20 protein-coding genes are annotated in these 18,037 nt (G+C 56.8%); 6 read left to right on the top strand and 14 right to left on the bottom strand.

Going from position 1 to position 18,037, the window contains the following annotated elements; all coding sequences use genetic code 11:
- Positions 1-14: 14 nt before the first annotated feature.
- From lpdA to V7730_RS13470, 13 genes are all read right to left on the bottom strand, one after another.
- Entirely contained in the window at positions 15-1,403 is a 1,389-nt protein-coding gene (lpdA, locus tag V7730_RS13530; RefSeq protein WP_335748129.1) for a dihydrolipoyl dehydrogenase, read from the bottom strand.
- A 75-nt stretch (positions 1,404-1,478) separates the two neighbouring features.
- Complete coding sequence (locus V7730_RS13525; RefSeq protein WP_335748128.1) at positions 1,479-1,874, bottom strand: MAPEG family protein; 396 nt, start codon at positions 1,872-1,874, stop codon at positions 1,479-1,481.
- Positions 1,874-2,143, bottom strand: coding sequence for a hypothetical protein (locus V7730_RS13520; RefSeq protein WP_335748127.1), 270 nt, complete (start codon positions 2,141-2,143; stop codon positions 1,874-1,876). Before V7730_RS13520 ends, V7730_RS13525 begins: the two co-directional genes overlap by 1 nt.
- 284 nt (positions 2,144-2,427) lie before the next feature.
- Complete coding sequence (gene odhB, locus V7730_RS13515; RefSeq protein WP_335748126.1) at positions 2,428-3,957, bottom strand: 2-oxoglutarate dehydrogenase complex dihydrolipoyllysine-residue succinyltransferase; 1,530 nt, start codon at positions 3,955-3,957, stop codon at positions 2,428-2,430.
- 3 nt (positions 3,958-3,960) lie between these two features.
- Positions 3,961-6,918, bottom strand: a complete 2,958-nt coding sequence (locus V7730_RS13510) for a 2-oxoglutarate dehydrogenase E1 component (protein WP_335748125.1) — start codon at positions 6,916-6,918, stop codon at positions 3,961-3,963.
- Positions 6,915-7,454 carry a hypothetical protein gene (locus tag V7730_RS13505; RefSeq protein WP_335748124.1) on the bottom strand — a complete coding sequence of 180 codons (540 nt, stop codon included), beginning with the start codon at positions 7,452-7,454 and terminating at the stop codon, positions 6,915-6,917. Before V7730_RS13505 ends, V7730_RS13510 begins: the two co-directional genes overlap by 4 nt.
- Positions 7,455-7,461: 7 nt before the next feature.
- Positions 7,462-8,349 carry a succinate--CoA ligase subunit alpha gene (gene sucD, locus V7730_RS13500; protein ID WP_335748123.1) on the bottom strand — a complete coding sequence of 296 codons (888 nt, stop codon included), beginning with the start codon at positions 8,347-8,349 and terminating at the stop codon, positions 7,462-7,464.
- A gap of 1 nt (position 8,350) precedes the next feature.
- Positions 8,351-8,764 (bottom strand): hypothetical protein, encoded by a 414-nt coding sequence (locus V7730_RS13495; protein WP_335748122.1) that lies wholly within the window; start codon positions 8,762-8,764, stop codon positions 8,351-8,353.
- Between the two features lie 4 nt (positions 8,765-8,768).
- Complete coding sequence (gene sucC / locus V7730_RS13490) at positions 8,769-9,962, bottom strand: ADP-forming succinate--CoA ligase subunit beta (RefSeq protein WP_335748121.1); 1,194 nt, start codon at positions 9,960-9,962, stop codon at positions 8,769-8,771.
- Between the two features lie 368 nt (positions 9,963-10,330).
- Positions 10,331-11,365 (bottom strand): MaoC family dehydratase, encoded by a 1,035-nt coding sequence (locus V7730_RS13485; RefSeq protein ID WP_335748120.1) that lies wholly within the window; start codon positions 11,363-11,365, stop codon positions 10,331-10,333.
- Between the two features lies 1 nt (position 11,366).
- Positions 11,367-11,570 carry a DUF1737 domain-containing protein gene (locus V7730_RS13480; RefSeq protein WP_335748119.1) on the bottom strand — a complete coding sequence of 68 codons (204 nt, stop codon included), beginning with the start codon at positions 11,568-11,570 and terminating at the stop codon, positions 11,367-11,369.
- A 16-nt stretch (positions 11,571-11,586) separates the two neighbouring features.
- Entirely contained in the window at positions 11,587-12,141 is a 555-nt protein-coding gene (locus V7730_RS13475) for an NnrU family protein (protein ID WP_335748118.1), read from the bottom strand.
- A 6-nt stretch (positions 12,142-12,147) separates the two neighbouring features.
- The gene (locus V7730_RS13470) at positions 12,148-13,005 is read right to left on the bottom strand and encodes an HpcH/HpaI aldolase/citrate lyase family protein (protein WP_335748117.1); all 858 of its coding nucleotides are present in this window, start codon (positions 13,003-13,005) and stop codon (positions 12,148-12,150) included.
- Positions 13,006-13,295: 290 nt separating this feature from the next.
- Between V7730_RS13470 and V7730_RS13465 the strand changes: the two genes are divergently transcribed.
- Positions 13,296-13,628, top strand: coding sequence for a hypothetical protein (locus V7730_RS13465; protein ID WP_335748116.1), 333 nt, complete (start codon positions 13,296-13,298; stop codon positions 13,626-13,628).
- Between the two features lie 2 nt (positions 13,629-13,630).
- Here V7730_RS13465 and V7730_RS13460 read toward each other — a convergent pair whose 3' ends face one another.
- Positions 13,631-14,386, bottom strand: coding sequence for a sulfite exporter TauE/SafE family protein (locus tag V7730_RS13460; RefSeq protein ID WP_335748115.1), 756 nt, complete (start codon positions 14,384-14,386; stop codon positions 13,631-13,633).
- Positions 14,387-14,685: 299 nt separating this feature from the next.
- On the opposite strand from V7730_RS13460, the gene V7730_RS13455 reads away from it, so the two are divergent.
- The 5 genes from V7730_RS13455 (at position 14,686) to V7730_RS13435 (ending at position 17,988) form a co-directional block, all read left to right on the top strand.
- Complete coding sequence (locus V7730_RS13455; protein ID WP_335748114.1) at positions 14,686-15,342, top strand: PRC-barrel domain-containing protein; 657 nt, start codon at positions 14,686-14,688, stop codon at positions 15,340-15,342.
- Positions 15,343-15,489: 147 nt separating this feature from the next.
- Positions 15,490-16,452, top strand: coding sequence for a malate dehydrogenase (gene mdh / locus V7730_RS13450; RefSeq protein ID WP_335748113.1), 963 nt, complete (start codon positions 15,490-15,492; stop codon positions 16,450-16,452).
- Positions 16,453-17,034: 582 nt separating this feature from the next.
- Positions 17,035-17,274 (top strand): hypothetical protein, encoded by a 240-nt coding sequence (locus V7730_RS13445; RefSeq protein ID WP_335748112.1) that lies wholly within the window; start codon positions 17,035-17,037, stop codon positions 17,272-17,274.
- A gap of 14 nt (positions 17,275-17,288) precedes the next feature.
- Entirely contained in the window at positions 17,289-17,531 is a 243-nt protein-coding gene (locus V7730_RS13440; RefSeq protein ID WP_335748111.1) for a DUF6220 domain-containing protein, read from the top strand.
- A gap of 166 nt (positions 17,532-17,697) precedes the next feature.
- Positions 17,698-17,988 carry a Rid family hydrolase gene (locus V7730_RS13435; RefSeq protein WP_335748110.1) on the top strand — a complete coding sequence of 97 codons (291 nt, stop codon included), beginning with the start codon at positions 17,698-17,700 and terminating at the stop codon, positions 17,986-17,988.
- Positions 17,989-18,037: the final 49 nt, after the last annotated feature.

Raw genomic sequence — 18,037 nt, 5'->3', positions numbered from 1 at the left:
GTCCGAAGACCTGTTTACATGTGGATCGCGCCATCGCCACAGGCAAGCGCTGCTTCGCGCACCGCTTCTGAATAGGTCGGGTGCGCGTGGCATGTCATGGCGAGGTCTTGCGCAGATGCGCCGAATTCCATTGCAACGCATATTTCATGGATCAATTCGCCGGCTGAGGGACCGATAATGTGGCAGCCCAGAATGCGGTCTGTCTCTTTATCTGCCAGCAGCTTTACAAAGCCGTCACCGGAGAAGTTCGCCTTGGCCCGCGCATTGCCCATAAAGCTGAACTTGCCGACCTTATAAGCACGACCCGCCGCTTTGAGAGTTTCTTCCGTTTCGCCGACGTTGGCAACTTCGGGGTGGGTATAGATAACGCCGGGGATCACGGAGTAGTTCACGTGACCGTGCTTGCCCGCAATCTGCTCGGCGACAGCCATGCCCTCATCCTCCGCTTTATGCGCGAGCATCGGACCTTCAATGACGTCACCGAGGGCATAGATGCCCTTGACCGATGTCTCCCAATGATTGTTCACAGCGATCTGGCCGCGCTTCGTCATGGTGATGCCCAATGCATCAAGGCCAAGGCCTTTGACGTAAGGACTGCGACCGGTTGCGACCAGTACGGTGTCTGCGTCAATGACGTGCTCGGACTCGTCGCTGCGCAGTTTATAGGTGACTTTGGCCTTGGATTTGGTGGCCTCGGTCTTTTGCACGGCTGCACCCATGATGAATGTCAGGCCCTGCTTTGTCAGCAACTTCTGGAACTGATGGCTCACTTCGGCATCCATACCGGGTGTGACGTGATCCAGATATTCGACCACGGTGACCTCGGACCCAAGGCGCGCATAGACCGAGCCAAGCTCAAGCCCGATCACACCGGCCCCGATTACGACAAGCTTCTTTGGCACCTTGCCAAGTTCAAGCGCGCCGGTTGATGTGACGACAACTTTTTCATCGACTTCAACACCGGGCAGGCTCGAAGGTTCGGACCCGGACGCGATGATGATGTTTTTGGCGGTGTGGATATCATCGCCGACTTTGACCTTTCCTGCTTCGGGAATGCTGGCCCAGCCTTTGATCCAGTCGACCTTGTTCTTTTTCAACAGGAAGGCGACACCCTTGGTGTTGGTGTCCACAGTGGATTGCTTGTACTTCAGCATCTGCGGCCAATCGACCGAGGGGCTTTTTCCCTTCAGGCCCATTTCTGCAAAGTTATGCTCTGCTTCATGCAGCATGTGGCTGGCATGCAGTAGCGCCTTTGACGGGATACAGCCCACGTTGAGGCAGGTGCCGCCCAATGTGTCACGTCCTTCGACGCAAGCGGTTTTCAGGCCCAGTTGAGCGCAGCGAATGGCCGCAACATAGCCGCCGGGGCCGGAGCCGATGATGATAACGTCATAGTCGGACATGAAGATCTCCTTTGGAAAAATCGTGTGTCACATATGGTATACTGCACGCGCACCGCGCAGACATACGGTGAAAAGTCAAAACAGCGCTGCCAGCAGCATCGCCAGCGTAGCCAGAAAACCAGCAAACCAGATGAGCGAGCGCCACGGTTTCCAGCCCATCGCATAGGCCGGAACATAGGCCACGCGCGCCGCGAGATAGACCACGGCGCAACTGGCTGTAAAACCGGTATTCTGACCTGACATTTGGATGACACCCACAGCGATGGCGAAAAGGATCAGCCCTTCGAAATGGTTGTCAAAAGCGCGGCCAAGGCGGGCGGTTTTCGGTGTCATCGGCCTGCTCGGCTCACGGTCACGGGCGGACATAGTATAGCCGCTGCCCAGCTCGAGATTAGCGGGCACAGCATAAATACCGTACTGCAAAAATTGCAGCAGGCCGGCAAGGGTGAGGGCGGTCAGCTCAATGCTCATCAGGCTGTCTTGATGAAGAAATGGCTGGCATGGGTGATGGTCGAGGCATCATCCGAGCTGAGCGCATTTGATCGAGTAATCCATGCGTCTGCCCGCGCACGGTCATTGACCGACAGGAGCGCGAAGGCATGTGTGGTGCTGTCGGCATCGCGCCAGATTTGCAGCACACTGAGGCCTGCATCGCGGCGCGCCTCTTCGTCGGCCTGAAAGGCGGCGTGCCAGTCATCAAAGGATGTGACTTCGAAGTGGCAGATCATCTGGGTTTCCATAGTCTCTCCTCAGGGTGTTCGGCTGCGGCGCGCGGCTTGTGTTCCGCAGGAGGGGGCAGCTGACAATAATTTTGGTTTCGAATTCCTGAACGGTCCAGTCCTCTTTGAGTTGCACCTTAACATATCCAGCGGTTTGTCGCGTGTCTGTGTTAAGTGGTGTGCCGGTCAACCATGTCAACGGGCCTTCAAGGCCACAACGGCGGAGATGAGGATGGTTGGGCTCAGATAGGCCATTCTGCCCGCCGTGCGGTGGCCCCACCCCTCAGAAGGGTGGGGCGCTTGAGTTACAGATCCATCAACAGACGGCGTGGATCTTCGAGTGCTTCTTTCACGCGCACAAGGAAGGTCACGGCGCCTTTGCCGTCCACGATGCGGTGATCGTAGCTAAGGGCCAGATACATCATTGGGCGGATGACAACCTCACCGTTGATCGCCATTGGACGATCCTGAATCTTGTGCATGCCAAGGATACCCGACTGTGGTGGGTTCAGGATGGGCGAGGACATAAGCGAGCCATAGACACCACCGTTGGAGATGGTGAAGGTGCCGCCCTGCATTTCTGCCATGCTGAGCTTGCCGTCCCGGGCGCGCGCGCCTTTCTCGGCGATGGCTTTCTCGATCGCGGCGAAGGACATGGCATCCGCATCACGGATCACAGGGACAACGAGGCCGGTTGGCGTACCAGCAGCAATGCCCATGTGCACAAATTTTTTGTAAACGACATCTGTGCCGTCAATCTCTGCGTTCACTTCGGGCACTTCGTTCAGGGCATGCACACAAGCTTTGGTGAAGAAGGACATGAAGCCAAGTTTGACGCCGTGCTTCTTCAGGAAGAGGTCTTTGTACTCGTTGCGCAGGGCCATCACCTCGGTCATGTCGACCTCGTTATAGGTGGTGAGCATTGCAGCGGTGTTCTGGCTTTCCTTGAGGCGGCGCGCGATGGTTTGGCGCAGGCGCGTCATCTTTACACGCTCTTCACGGCTGGCGTCATCGGCGCTGACTGGTGCGCGCGGCGCGCTTGGGGCTGCGGCGGGTGCAGCTGACGTACCAGCAGCCAGCGCCTTTGCCACGTCGTCTTTCATTACACGGCCATCGCGGCCTGTTGCGGCGACCTGATCACGGTTTAGACCCGCTTCGGCCATCGCCTTTTTGGCGGAAGGCGCATCTTCGACATCTTTGCTGTCAGAGCTCGCTTGTTGCGCTTCAGGGGCGGGCGCTGATTGGGAGGCAGGAGCAGCCGCCTCACCTTCGCCTGCGGCGATCACGGCAAGCTTGGCTTTCGCATCAACTGTCGTACCTTCGGCTGCTGTGATTTCGGTCAGAACACCTTCTGCAGGGCTTGGAACTTCGACGGAGACTTTGTCTGTTTCAAGCTCGCAAAGCATTTCATCCTGAGCGACAGTATCGCCGACCTTTTTGAACCATGTGCTAACTGTCGCCTCGGTCACAGATTCGCCCAATGTGGGAACCATCACATCCACAGATGCGCCGCCTTCGGCTGCAGCAGGAGATTGCGTTGCGGCACCTTTGGTCTCGGACGCTTCTTTCGCTTTGGGGGCAGCGGCATTGCCTGCATCGCCTTCGGAAACCATTGCCAGCAAGGCATCGACGCCAACGGTCTCACCTTCGGCGGCGACAATCTCGCTCAGTGTGCCTGCAATCGGGCTGGGTACTTCGACGGTGACCTTGTCGGTCTCCAACTCGCAGAGCATTTCGTCAACGGCGACAGTGTCGCCAGCTTTCTTGAACCATGTGGCCACGGTTGCTTCAGTAACGGATTCGCCCAGTGTGGGCACGCGGACTTCGCTTGACATGGTTTACGATCCTTTGACTGTCAGCGCATCGTTCACGAGCGCTGTTTGTTGTGCTTTGTGTTGTGAGGCAAGGCCGGTGGCAGGCGAAGCCGCCGTGGTGCGGCCAGCGTAATCGGGGCGCTTGTGCTTGGCTTTGATACGACCCAGAACCCACTCAAGGTTTGGCTCGATAAAGGACCACGCGCCTTGGTTCTTGGGTTCTTCCTGACACCAGACCATTTCCGCATTCTTGAAACGTTCCAGCTCCTTGACCGCCGATTGCGCGGGGAATGGGTAAAACTGTTCGAAGCGCAGGATATAGACATCCTTGATGCCGCGCGCATCGCGCTCTTCCAGCAGGTCATAGTAGACCTTACCGGAGCACATGACCACGCGCTTGATCTTGTCGTCGGTCATCAGTTGAGTGTCCGAGTTGCCCTGCTGTGCATCATCCCACAAAACGCGGTGGAAGCTGCTGCCTGTGGTGAACTCTTCTGCTTTGCTGACGGCTAACTTGTGACGCAGCAGAGACTTTGGCGTCATCAACATCAGCGGCTTGCGGTAGCTGCGGTGCAGCTGGCGGCGCAGGATGTGGAAGTAGTTGGCTGGCGTCGTGCAGTTTGCCACTATCCAGTTATCACCACCGCACATTGTCAGGAAACGTTCCAGACGGGCTGAGGAGTGCTCGGGGCCTTGTCCCTCATAGCCGTGCGGCATGAGGCAAACGAGGCCGGACATACGCAACCATTTGCTTTCACCCGAAGAGATGAACTGGTCAAACATGATCTGCGCGCCGTTGGCGAAATCGCCGAACTGCGCTTCCCAAAGTATTAGTGCGTTTGGCTCTGCCAGAGAGTAGCCGTATTCAAAGCCCAGCACTGCGTACTCCGACAGCATCGAGTCGATGACTTCGTAGTCGGCCTGCCCTGTGCGGATGTTATTGAGTGGATAGTACCGTTCTTCCGTGTCCTGATTGATCACGGCGGAGTGACGCTGCGAGAAGGTGCCGCGCGCACTGTCCTGACCTGAAAGGCGGACTTTGTATCCTTCGGTGAGCAGCGAGCCAAAGGCCAGCGCCTCAGCCGTTGCCCAGTCAAAACCGTCGCCGGTCTCAAGCATCTTGGCCTTGGCCTCCATCAGGCGATCAATGGTTTTGTGCACCGGATAGCCTTCAGGCACAGTGCTGATCGCCTTGCCGACGTCGGCCAAGGTTTCTGGTGCAATCGCGGTTTTGCCGCGCTGATATTTCTTTTCCTTGGCCTTTTCGAGGTTCGACCACTTGCCGTCCAGCCAGTCAGCCTTGTTGGGGCGGTATTCTTTACCAGCCTCGAACTCTTCGTTCAGCTTGGCTTGGAATTGCGCTTTCATATCCTCGATCTCGCCCTCTGGAATGAGGCCGTCTTTCACAAGACGCTCTGTGTAGAGGGTGAGAGTGGTTTTCTGCTTTTTGATCTTTTTGTACATAACAGGGTTCGTGAACATCGGTTCGTCCCCTTCGTTATGGCCAAAGCGGCGGTAGCAGATCATGTCGATGACGACATCTTTGTGGAATTTCTGACGGAACTCTGTCGCAACGCGCGCTGCATGCACGACAGCTTCGGGATCGTCGCCGTTGACGTGGAAAATCGGCGCCTCGACCACCAGCGCGTTGTCGGTGGGGTAGGGGGAGGAGCGCGAGAAGTGCGGTGCGGTGGTAAAGCCGATCTGGTTGTTCACAACGATGTGCATGGTCCCGCCGGTACGGTGACCGCGCAGACCAGAGAGTGCGAAACATTCAGCCACAACACCCTGACCCGCAAATGCTGCATCGCCATGCAGCAGGATGGGCATAACAGCGGTGCGATCCTTATCACCCAGTTGGTCCTGTTTCGCCCGTACTTTGCCAATCACAACAGGGTTCACAGCTTCAAGGTGGGAGGGATTCGCCGTCAGCGACAGGTGCACAGTGTTGCCGTCAAATTCACGATCAGAGGACGCGCCGAGATGGTACTTCACATCGCCGGAGCCATCCACATCTTCGGGTTTAAAGCTGCCGCCCTGAAACTCGTTAAAGATCGCACGGTAGGGTTTCTGCATGACGTTTGCCAGCACGGACAGACGTCCGCGGTGCGGCATGCCGATAACGATATCACGCACTCCAAGGTTGCCGCCTCGCTTGATGATCTGTTCCATCGCGGGGATCAACGACTCGGCACCATCTAGGCCGAAACGCTTTGTACCCATATATTTGACGTGCAGGAATTTCTCGAAGCCTTCGGCCTCGACCAGCTTGTTCAGGATCGCCTTGCGGCCCTGTTTGGTGAACGCGATTTCCTTGCCGTAACCCTCAATCCGTTCCTTCAGCCACGCGGCCTCTTCTGGGTTGGAGATGTGCATGTATTGCAGTGCAAAGGTACCGCAATAGGTGGCTTTCAGGATGTCCGTGATCTGACGCATGGTTGCGATTTGCAGACCCAGCACGTTGTCGATGAAGATCGGACGATCCATGTCGGCTTCGGTGAAGCCGTATGTTTTTGGCTCAAGCTCTGGATGCGGGGTCTGATCGCGCATGCCCAGTGGATCAAGGTCAGCGGCTAGGTGGCCACGGATGCGGAACGCACGGATGATCATCAACGCTCGGATGGAATCCAGAACAGCGCGCTGGATCTGGTCGTCAGTAATCTCGACGCCTTTGGCGGCAGCCTTTTCGGCAATCTTGCCGCCTGCGGCTTTTGCTTCAACAGGCCATTCGCCAGTCAGCGCTGCGGTAAGATCATCACCGGGCATTGGAGGCCAGTCGCTGCGTGCCCAAGAGGGGCCTGTCGCCTCGGCTTTTACGTCCTGCTCGGCATCGCCAAGCGCTTCAAAGAACGCTTGCCAGCTTTCATCAACCGCCGAGGGGTCATTGGCATAGCGGGCGTACATCTGCTCCAGATACTCGGCGTTGTGGCCTTGCATGAAGGAGGACGCGTGGAATTGGTCGTTGGCAGGGTGATCAGTCATGGAGTGACCTCATTAGGGTTAGGACCGTATGTGTTTGAGCCGGAAATAGAAGGAACAAGGCATTGGCCCAATACCTGAGAAACGCACATCAAGGTGGCGATACCTGCAAGAATCACCGCAGGGTAAAAGAGGAAATAGAGAATAACGCCGAAGAAGACTCCGACGCCCGCCGAACCAATCGCCGCGGCATCGGTCCAGCCGCCGCCATGTTGCGCCATCAAATATGCTGGGCCAAAAAATATGAGAAGTATCCCCACGTAGACGCAATAGAAATTAGCAAATGGGACTATTGGTGACCAAGCCATCCGGCCATGCTCTCTGGTATCTTTGATCCGCTGATGGGCAGTTGTAAACGCCGGGATCATGAGCACGATGACCCAAAGAAAGTTGTCTATATACCAAATCCACTGGAGGTCAGGTGCGACATACATCAAAACAACGACGACAAGGGGGAGCCAGAGGGCCGCAAACTTCCAGAACACAGACCGAGGCATGCGGCCTGTAACAGACAAATATCTGGAAAGTTTGCGGAACACTGATGCATTAACCCTTGTTGATCGCTTCTTGCACCGCTTCACCCAACGTTGCTGGGCTATCCGCGACAACGATACCGGCTTCGCGCATGGCGTTGATCTTGCTTTCCGCGTCGCCTTTGCCGCCGGCAACAATCGCGCCTGCGTGGCCCATGCGGCGGCCGGGAGGGGCTGTGCGACCCGCGATGAAACCGGCTGTTGGCTTCCAGCGGCCTGCCTTGCGCTCGTCAGTAAGGAACTGTGCTGCGTCTTCTTCGGCTGTACCACCGATTTCACCAATCATGATGATCGACGTTGTCTCAGGATCGGCAAGGAACATTTCGAGGATGTCGATATGCTCGGACCCTTTGATCGGGTCGCCACCGATACCAACGGCAGAGGACTGGCCCAGACCCAGATCGGTGGTCTGCTTGACCGCCTCATAGGTCAGTGTGCCGGAGCGGGAAACAACGCCGCACGAACCGCGCATGTGGATGTGGCCGGGCATGATGCCGATCTTGCACGCATCTGGCGTGATAACACCGGGGCAGTTGGGGCCGATCAGACGGGATTTGGAGCCGTCCAGTGCGCGTTTGACGCGCATCATGTCCAGAACCGGAATACCTTCGGTGATGCAGACGATCAGCTCCATCTCTGCGTCGATGGCTTCCAGAATGGAGTCAGCGGCGAAGGGCGGGGGCACGTAGATGACGGTGGCGTTTGCTTCTGTGACGTGGCGCGCCTCGTGGACAGAGTTGAACACTGGCAGGTCCAGATGCGTCTGACCGCCTTTGCCGGGGGTCACACCGCCGACCATTTTAGTGCCATAGGCAATCGCCTGCTCGGTGTGAAATGTCCCCTGCGAGCCGGTGAGGCCCTGACAGATGACTTTGGTGTTTTCGTCGATGAGTACGGCCATGTTATTGTTCCTTGAAGTGTGACCTGACAAAATCCGCGGTTTCGGACTCTATCGAGGTGATTTTGTTAAGTGCATGTTTATAAAGGGCATCACCGCGTGCAGCGCTTTCGCTGTCACGGCGCGGTGCGATTTGGTCGACCGTAAGGGCACGCAAGGGTGCGCTGGCCGCGATCTTTAGGTCAAGCACCAGTTCTTTATGTTCGCCCTGTCCATTTTTATTGGCAAAACTTTCGATTCTAGCGGTCTGAACAAAGCCATGTGCTGCCAGTTCATATCCGCCAGATTGCTCTGATGTCCAAACGAAAATCTCGTCACCTGCTTGAACAGTTGACTGCTTGTAAGGCCGCGCATTTATCTGCGCGACCCCATCTGTTGAAATGTTCAACGGACCATTAATTTTCGCGATCAGTGCCATTCCCTCAGCCTTTAACCGCTTTCACGATTTTCTGAGCGCCGTCTTTCAGATCATCGGCGGCAATTACATCAAGGCCGGAGTTGTTGATGATGGCTTTGCCTTCTGCAACGTTGGTGCCTTCGAGACGCACAACCAATGGCACTTTCAGACCCACCTCTTTAACCGCAGCCACAACGCCCTCTGCGATCACATCGCAGCGCATGATGCCGCCGAAAATGTTGACAAGGATGCCTTTGACCTGCGGGTCAGAGGTGATGATCTTGAACGCTTCGGTCACTTTTTCTTTGGTCGCGCCGCCACCTACGTCGAGGAAGTTGGCAGGCTCTGCGCCGTAGAGTTTGATGATGTCCATGGTCGCCATAGCAAGGCCGGCACCGTTTACCATGCAGCCAATTTCACCGTCGAGCGCGATGTAGTTAAGGTCGTACTTGGACGCTTCAAGCTCTTTGGGATCTTCTTCGGTGGTGTCGCGCAGTTCGGCAATGTCGGGCTGGCGGTACATGGCGTTACCGTCAAAGGAAACCTTGGCGTCCAATACCTTGAGGTCGCCGCCGTCGGTGACGATCAGTGGGTTGATCTCGAGCATTTCCATGTCTTTTTCGACGAACGCCTTGTAGAGCAGAGCCATCAGGCCAACGCACTGTTTGACAGCTTTGCCTTCCAGGCCCAGCGCGAATGCAACGCGGCGGCCGTGGAATGCTTGGAACCCTGTCGCAGGATCAACGGAAAAGTTGATGATCTTTTCAGGTGTGTTTTCGGCAACTTCTTCGATGTCCATGCCGCCCTCAGTGGAGCAGACAAAGCCAACGCGCGATGTTTCGCGATCAACAAGCAGCGCGAGGTAGAGTTCGGTCTCAATGCCGGAGCCGTCTTCAATGTAGACACGGTTGACTTGTTTGCCCGCTGGGCCAGTCTGGTGCGTGACCAAAGTACGGCCCAGCATCTTCTTGGCTTCCTCGGCAGCTTCGGCCACGGATTTGGTCAGGCGCACACCGCCGGCCTCGCCTGCGTCTGCTTCCTTGAATTTGCCCTTGCCGCGTCCGCCGGCGTGGATTTGTGCCTTAACGACCCAGAGCGGCCCGTCAAGTTCGCCAGCAGCGTTTTTGGCATCTTCAGCTTTGAGGACAATACGTCCATCGGAGACTGGCGCGCCGTAGCTGCGTAGGAGGGCTTTGGCCTGGTATTCATGGATGTTCATAAGAGACGGTCCCGTCTTTGGTTCTGATTAAGCGATGTATAAGCGAAATACGTAATTTTTCCTGAACAGCATTTCGCAGGTAGAAAGTTAAATCCACCAAAAAGCGACATTTGTGATCACACGTCAAAAATCTGTGATCACAAATGTTGGCGTGAGGTGGAGAATCGGGTGGGGCAGGATAAGAAATCACCCAAAAATGGGATCGGGTTTTTCGATTATGCCTCAAACCCACAGTAAAACCGAATTTGCAAGTTTCTGCCGGACCTAAATGAGGTCTTTTTTGTTTCCGGATTCTGGGGTGCCACCAGAAGGGGAGTGGGGCACTCCCCGCCGGTTTCATGCATCAGCGAGGAGTGTCACGAAGAGCTTCAGGTCGGGATAAGAGCCCAATAGTCGAGATCCAGCAGCACGGTCGGTAGGTACTTGCCGTCCTCGCCGCGCAGTTCAAAAGGCTGGCCGCCTTTTGTTGCAACTAGACGCATGCGGATTGCGCCAACGCCCGGTGCCGCGGTCTCCGCTTTGTCCAATACCTCGGACCACGCATGGATGGTATCGCCCGCAAGGCAGGGGTTCGCGTGCGCGCCACCGTTAAGGCCCACAACCATTTGCGCATTTGCTAACCCGTTGAAGGACAGGGTGCGCGCCATGGAGATCACGTGTCCTCCATAGATCAAGCGGGTGCCGTCGGGACGGGCAGAGGTATCGAAATGCACCTTTGCAGTGTTCTGCCACAGGCGCGTGGCCATCATGTGTTCGGCTTCCTCAATCGTGACGCCGTCCACATGGTCAATCTTTTCACCAACCTCGTAGTCGCCCCAGCGGTGCGGCTCTCCGGCGAGGGTGAAGTCGTAGTTGGTAAAATCGAGACCCTTGGGGACGACCAAATCCGACGCATTTAGCGCGGCGGGCAGATCAGGAATGACGGCCTCCGGTGCAGGCGCTTGGGCATCTCGCTTGCGCACCATGACCCAGCGGACATACTCCAGCACCGCTTCGTCATGCTGGTTCAGACCTGTCGTGCGCACATAAACCACACCAGTTTTGCCGTTTGAGTTTTGCTTTAGCCCGATCACCTCGGACTGGCTGCGCAGCGTGTCACCTGGCCAGACAGGCAGCAGCCAGCGGCCTTGGGCATAGCCCAGATTGGCGACCGCATTCAGCGACACATCCGGCACGGTTTTCCCGAACACCACGTGAAACGCGATCATATCGTCTAACGGGCTGAAGGGCAGACCGCAGTCCTGCGCGAACTGGTCGGACGAATACAGCGCGTGGCGCGCAGGATAAAGCGCGTGATAGAGCGCGCGCTCACCCATCTTTACAGTGCGTGGTACAGCGTGGGTCAGGATTTGCCCCACGCTGTAGTCTTCAAAAAAATTGCCTGCGTTGGTCTTCGTGGCCATCTCAGTGCGCTCCCAGCTTGGTCTCTGGGGTGTAGGTGCCTTCGACCTCTTTCACGACCGATTGGCCGCAGCGCATCACGCCGACTGTATGGTCCCACGTCTGTGTAGGAGAGCCGTAAAGCTCCCATCCCTTGTTCAGCGCATCGGTGACTTTGTGACAAAAGGCGGAGGTGTCTTCCTCCGACAGGAAACGGTAGAGTTTCATGAGAGCTCCGATTGGTTCAGGAGAAGGGATTAACGCCAAGGGCGATGTGGATGCCGGCCGTGATGCTGAACAGAACCAGCGAAATCACGGCAAGTCGGATATAGGTCACACGGCCAGCGCGGTCAGGTGCGGTCCAGTCAGGCTCGGCGCGGTTGATCAGGATGACCGAGCCAACAGCCCAAGCCAGCATGCCGCCGAACAGGATAATCGAGGCAAGGTCGCCATTCACCAGCAAGTGCGCTGCGGCCCAGATTTTCACAGCCGTCAATTGCGGATGGCGCAGTTTATAGGCAGGCCATGCTTTGGCCCCCTTTGCAGCGCTTGATCCGAATACCCAAAAGGCGAGCAGCATGCCGAGGTTGTTGATGCCTGTTAAGAACGCAGGCGGGTTCCAGACTGGTATGAAGTCAGCCATACGGTAGCCGATGATCATAAAGATCAGCCCCGCGACGATTCCAGCTGTCACTACCCCTTTGCCTTTGTCGCCCATCGCGCTGCGCTGTGCAGGCATCATGCGTTTGAAGTAATGGGCGCCACTCCACAGGATCAGGCCGAGGATCAGAAGGGTCATGAGGAGTTACTCCGTGTTGAGGGCTGCTATCGCCTCAACCTTTGCCAGTGTTTCACGGGCCGTGGCAACATGTAGATTTTCGACGATCTTGCCGTCGACCACTGCAACACCCTGTCCGGTGGCCTCGCATTCCTCAAACGCAGCGATCTGACGACGGGCCAGATCAACCTCTGCATCAGAAGGGGAGAAGGCGTCGTTTGCCACGTCCAACTGTGCGGGGTGGATCAGCGTTTTACCGTCAAAGCCCATGTCGCGACCTTGGTCGCATTCAACGCGCAGCCCTTCGTCATCCTTGAAAGCGTTGTAAACGCCGTCAATCAGCGCCACGCCATGTGCCTTGCCTGCCAGCACGCACAGGCCAAGGCCCGCCATAAGCGGCAGGCGGTCTGCACGATACCGGGTTTGCAAGTCTTTCGCCAGATCATTGGTACCCATCACCATGCCTTGCAGCTTGGGGTGAGCGGCAATAGCGGCGGCGCCCAACATGCCCAATGGGGTCTCCATCATCGCCCAAAGCGGCATGTCGCCGGTGATGGCTGCAAGCGCATCCAGATCGGCAGGGCTGTTTACTTTGGGCAACAAGATGGCATCCGCGCCCATGTCAGCGGCGGCTTTCGCGTCATCCGCACCCCATTCAGTGTCCAGACCGTTGATGCGGATAATCTTCATGCGGCTGCCGTAGCCTCCGGTGGCAAGCGCTTCGGTGAGGGTCGCGCGCGCGGCGATTTTTTCCTCAGGAATCACCGCATCTTCGAGGTCGAAGATGATGGCATCAGCGGGCAGACCCCGTGCTTTGTCCAGCGCACGGGGCTTGGAGCCAGGGATATAGAGCACGGAACGCAAGGGACGGGCGATTGAGGGCATGATAGGCTCCTTGGGGATGGGTGGCGTAATAATGTTGCGCGCAGAGGGGCATTTTTGGCGATAAACTTCAAGATCAAAGGCGCCGCAGTGCAGCAAAAAGCCACAGTGCAACGACTTGCGGACGCAGCGTTAACTTTGTTTTCAGGGGCACTGGGGCAGGGTTAACACGTTGCTAAAGCGTCGCAAGGATCGCCACAGGGGCTTTCTGGACTGTGATGGAGTACAGATCAATCGGGGCTGTGTCGCTTTTACGGGCGCGCACACTGCCTCACCACTGGAAGGGCACTGATATGACTCGGACTGCTAAGATTCTCCACCTTGCTGCGCTAACGGCTGCGGCGGCGTTGTACATCGCGTCTACTTCACAAGCTTACGCACAATCGCGCGCTAATTGCGGACCGCGCGATGCGGTGGTCGAGCGGCTGGCAGATGGATTCGGCGAAACGCGTCACTCTGTGGGTATCGGCTCTAACAACGCCATGGTTGAGGTGTTTGCCAGCGAAGAGACCGGAAGCTGGACAATTCTGGTGACCATGCCCAGCGGCGTTAGCTGTCTTGTGGCGTCTGGTCAGTCATATGAACAGGTGGCCGAGGCGCTGCCTGCCAAAGGTAGTGACGCCTGATCTCAGGTAACGCCGTCCCAGATCAATTTCACGCCTGTTACGGTCAGTAGCACATACGTCAGGGCGAAAAACGCGCGTTCTGGTACAGCTCGGTGCGCGCGCACCCCCATCCACGCACCGGCCAGCGCGAAAGGGGCCAACAGCAGATTGGCCTTAGCTGTTTCTAGCGTAAACATGCCCAAGAATGCGTAGGGAACGAACTTGGCGATATTTACGGCCCAGAAAATGAGCACCGATGTCGCCTGATAACCAGTCTTGCCCAGATTGCGCGAAAGCAGGAAGACAGCAGCAGGCGGCCCGCCACCGTGGCTGACAAAGCTGGTGAAGCCTACGGCTATGCCTGCCAACAACCCTGCGCCGTCTGGCATGGGTTTTCCGCCAATACGCAGCCAGCCCCGTTTCAGGCTAATTTGCCATGCAACGAATCCCACTGACACCAAACCAATAAGCAGCCGTAAGAAATCGGGCGAAGCGACTTGGTAAAGAGCTGCGCCCAGCGCCACACCGGGCAACGCGCCTGCAATCACCAGCAACGCTTCGCGCAGGTGCCAGCGGCCCCAGTAAGGTTTGAGCGACGCCACGTCGATCAGCATCAGCAAAGGCAGCATCACGCCAAGGGCCAGCCCGGGATCTACCACCAAAGCAAGAACAGACGCCGATCCAAAAGCGGCACCAGAACCAAAGCCGCCCTTTGAGATGCCTGCAAACAGAACCGCCGGTCCGGCAATGGCGAAGAACCAGAAATTGAGTTCGAGCATGTGCACCTCTTGATTTCGGCCGGTTGCGGCAGTGTTTGACACCAACGGTACGCGGCTCCAACCTTTGATTTTACGCGCCGCCTAAATGCGGGGTCTGAAAATCTGCATCCGATCACCTGCGGCCGTGGTGGGGATCGGGGCCGCAAGGTGAAAACGTCGGTGGATGGGTTATCCGGTTCAATGATCTGCACTGTGTTCGCAAATCTATGACCCTCACCTGACGCGGGATGCAGAGCGGTGTACCCCGTTTTTGAAAAAAGCCAAATGTCCCAGAGTGTTCAGCCACACGGTGAAAGGGCGTGAGCGACACCTTCATGGGATTATCAAAAAATGTGAAAGACGTTGGAACCATTTTTGGCAACAGCGGGTTGATTAGGCAGAAGAAGTTAAGCTTTAACAAACAGCTAGGAATAATCAAAATAAAACGCCTTCTTACAACAACTGCTATTATGATGTCCCTTACCGGTGCCGCATTTGCCGAGTCGCACTCAGCTCCCAAGGTTGACGAATCCACTGCGGTTCAGAGCGAAGCTGGCACAATGGACGCCGATACAAACGCAGCGGCCAACGCTGATGTTGCCACCATGGACCGTGACATGAAAATCGGTTCTGTCTCTGCAATGCCAACCGACTTTCTTGCGTCGAACCTGATCGGCATGCGAATCTACAACGTCGAAGCCGACATGGACACATCCGCTTATATGAACGCTGATGCGGAAACAGAATGGAACGATATTGGCGAAATCAATGACGTGCTGATCACCGCTGACGGCAAAGTGTCCTCTGTGATCCTCGGCGTAGGTGGTTTCCTCGGAATCGGTGAGCGTGACGTGTCTGTTCCGATGAGCGCGATCGAAGTGCTGACGGAAGAAGATGGCGAAGACCGCTTCTTGGTGGTCAAGACTTCCAAAGAAGAGCTGGAAGCAACACCCGCATTCGAGCGTGAAGCCAGCTAATCCCTACATTATCTGAGACGATACAAGGCCGCTCCTTCGGGGGCGGCCTTTCTCGCGGTGCACGTGTGCGGGTGGTGAGTTGTCTTGCACGCGGAAGCCGATGGGTTTATCCCCCCTCCCAACGCAAACCTCATGGAGTACTCCAACATGGCACGAGCCAAAATTGCGCTGATCGGCGCGGGTAATATCGGTGGCACGCTGGCCCACCTCGCGGCTGTTAAAGAACTGGGTGATGTGGTGATGTTCGACATCGCTGATGGCCTGCCCCAAGGCAAGGCGCTTGATATCGCGGAATCCGGCCCGTCCGAGGGTTTTGATGCTGCAATGTCCGGTACATCGGATTATGCAGATATCGCTGGCGCAGACGTTTGCATTGTAACCGCTGGTGTTGCGCGCAAGCCCGGCATGAGCCGTGATGACCTGCTCGGCATCAACCTGAAAGTCATGAAGTCCGTGGGCGAGGGGATTGCCAAGCACGCGCCAAACGCTTTCGTTATCTGCATCACGAACCCGCTGGACGCGATGGTTTGGGCGCTGCGCGAATTCTCCGGTCTGCCACACGAGAAAGTCTGCGGCATGGCGGGTGTGCTCGATTCGGCACGCTTCCGTCACTTCCTTGCAGAAGAGTTCAACGTTTCCATGCGCGACGTGACTGCATTTGTGCTGGGTGGCCACGGTGATACAATGGTGCCGCTGACACGCTATTCCACAGTTGCAGGTATCCCGCTCCCCGACATGGTGAAGATGGGGTGGACCACACAAGAGAAACTGGACGCAATCGTTCAGCGTACCCGTGATGGCGGCGCCGAGATTGTTGGCCTGTTGAAGACCGGCTCCGCGTTTTACGCGCCTGCGACTTCCGCGATCGAGATGGCCGAAGCTTACCTCAAAGATCAAAAACGCGTGCTGCCTTGTGCCGCATATGTTGACGGCGCTTACGGTCTGAACGGCTTTTACGTGGGCGTTCCAACCGTGATCGGCGCAGGTGGCGTTGAGAAAGTTGTAGAAATCTCCATGAACAAAGACGAGCAGGCGATGTTCGACAGCTCTGTGAACGCGGTCAAAGGCCTTGTTGACGCTTGCAAAGGCATCGACAGCTCGCTGTCCTAAGCTACGCTTGGTTCGAAATAGAAAGGCGCGTCCTGCGGGGCGCGCCTTTTGCGTTGGTGGCACAGAATAGTGTTTGCTGGTCCACGCTCGAAAGAACCTGCGGATATCCGCGATCACATGCGGAACGCCGCGGTTGCTTGTTTGCCGTTGGTTATACGCCAAATCTAGGGGGAAGCCTTTGACGCCCAGCGGTGGGGGAAGGGTTGCCAAATCTGCATGTGCCTGAAGCTCAAAGCCGTTTTTGGTGACCACTGCGATATAGCCCGTCTTGGCTAGCATGGATGGCACCAGTTTGAAGGGCGGTACAACCGCGCCGACACGGCGCGCCAGACCCAGAGCAGCCAGTTGTGCATTCAGTGGCGATTGCGACACTCTTTTTCCGGACATCACGATATGGGGGAACTCCAGCCACGCCTCCAGACTAAACCTGTTCGCCGCAGTGTGATCACGTCGCATCGCAGCCACGTAGGATTCTTGAGGTAGTGTGACCTGTTCGAGCCCTTCTATGTGGGATTCAAAAACAGACACCGGGATACCTGTTTCAACGCCGATCAGACCTTTTGCCGCAGCGTCGCCGCCACCATGACGGGCGTTCCGGCGCTGGGCAATCTGGCCGAGGCATATGGCCGTGCGGGACAGAACCATTTCACTTTCGAAGAAGTTCTGACACCGCTCAAGGCAACCGCGCATCGCAGCGGTCTGCCGTGGTATGCTCCGCGCCTGCTGTTTGCCGCAGATAAGCTTGCCCCCATAGGTTGGCGGGAGCTGCCGAAGGCTATGTCAGCGCAGTGCACGCGTAAATTGCAGCGACGCCAGCGCTGAAAAGGTCTGAGCCAATGGCGGTACAAAAGCATGACAGATATGCCGTGAACAGGCTGCGGGCGTCGGCCTTTTTCACATGGTTAGCATGCACCCTGCCTGCCGCGATCTGCGCCCAGTTCCTTTTGGCAGGGCAGGCGCTGTTAGGGGGACTGTGTTGGTCTATGCATGGCGTGGTCGGAGGACTAATCGGCCTGCCTGTCGTCGCTTTGGTTGCGATGGCGATCAGCGTTTCATACCTGCGCGGCCTTGCTTGGTAGGCCTGCGCGGTTCTGGTGCTTTATACAAAGCAAGTTGCGCTGGCCAACGGCGGGGCGACAACTCTTGCTTTTCCCCGCACAATGCGGGCCTGATATTGATTGCCAGCGTTATCCTGCTGACCAAGGCGGGGGGCCGCCGTATCCAACCACAAATCAGGAGGACGTGGTGTCCAAACCCGTCGCCATGTTTCCAGCGGACCGTCAGGATATTTATGACACCAATCGCTACTCTGCTGCGATCCGCTCTGGCGACCTTCTGTTCGTCTCGGGTCAGGTGGGCAGTCGCGAAGATGGCACGCCCGGGCCGGACTTTGCGAAGCAGGTCGAGTTGGCGTTCAATAACTTAAAGGGTGTGCTGGCCGCCGCAGGTTGTTCGTTTGACGATATCGTCGACGTCCCCGGCTTTCATACAGAGCCTGAGGCCCAATTCGGTGCGATCATGGAGGTGAAGGATTGAAGTGGTCCTGCTTTTTAGGACAGTTTTGCGGCTTGGCTAAGATGCATCT

Origin of the sequence: Sulfitobacter sp., assembly GCF_036961165.1 — a bacterium.
Lineage (GTDB): Bacteria > Pseudomonadota > Alphaproteobacteria > Rhodobacterales > Rhodobacteraceae > Sulfitobacter.
The sequence above is the reverse complement of the archived record's forward strand: the minus strand, read 5'-3'. Positions and strand labels throughout refer to the sequence as shown.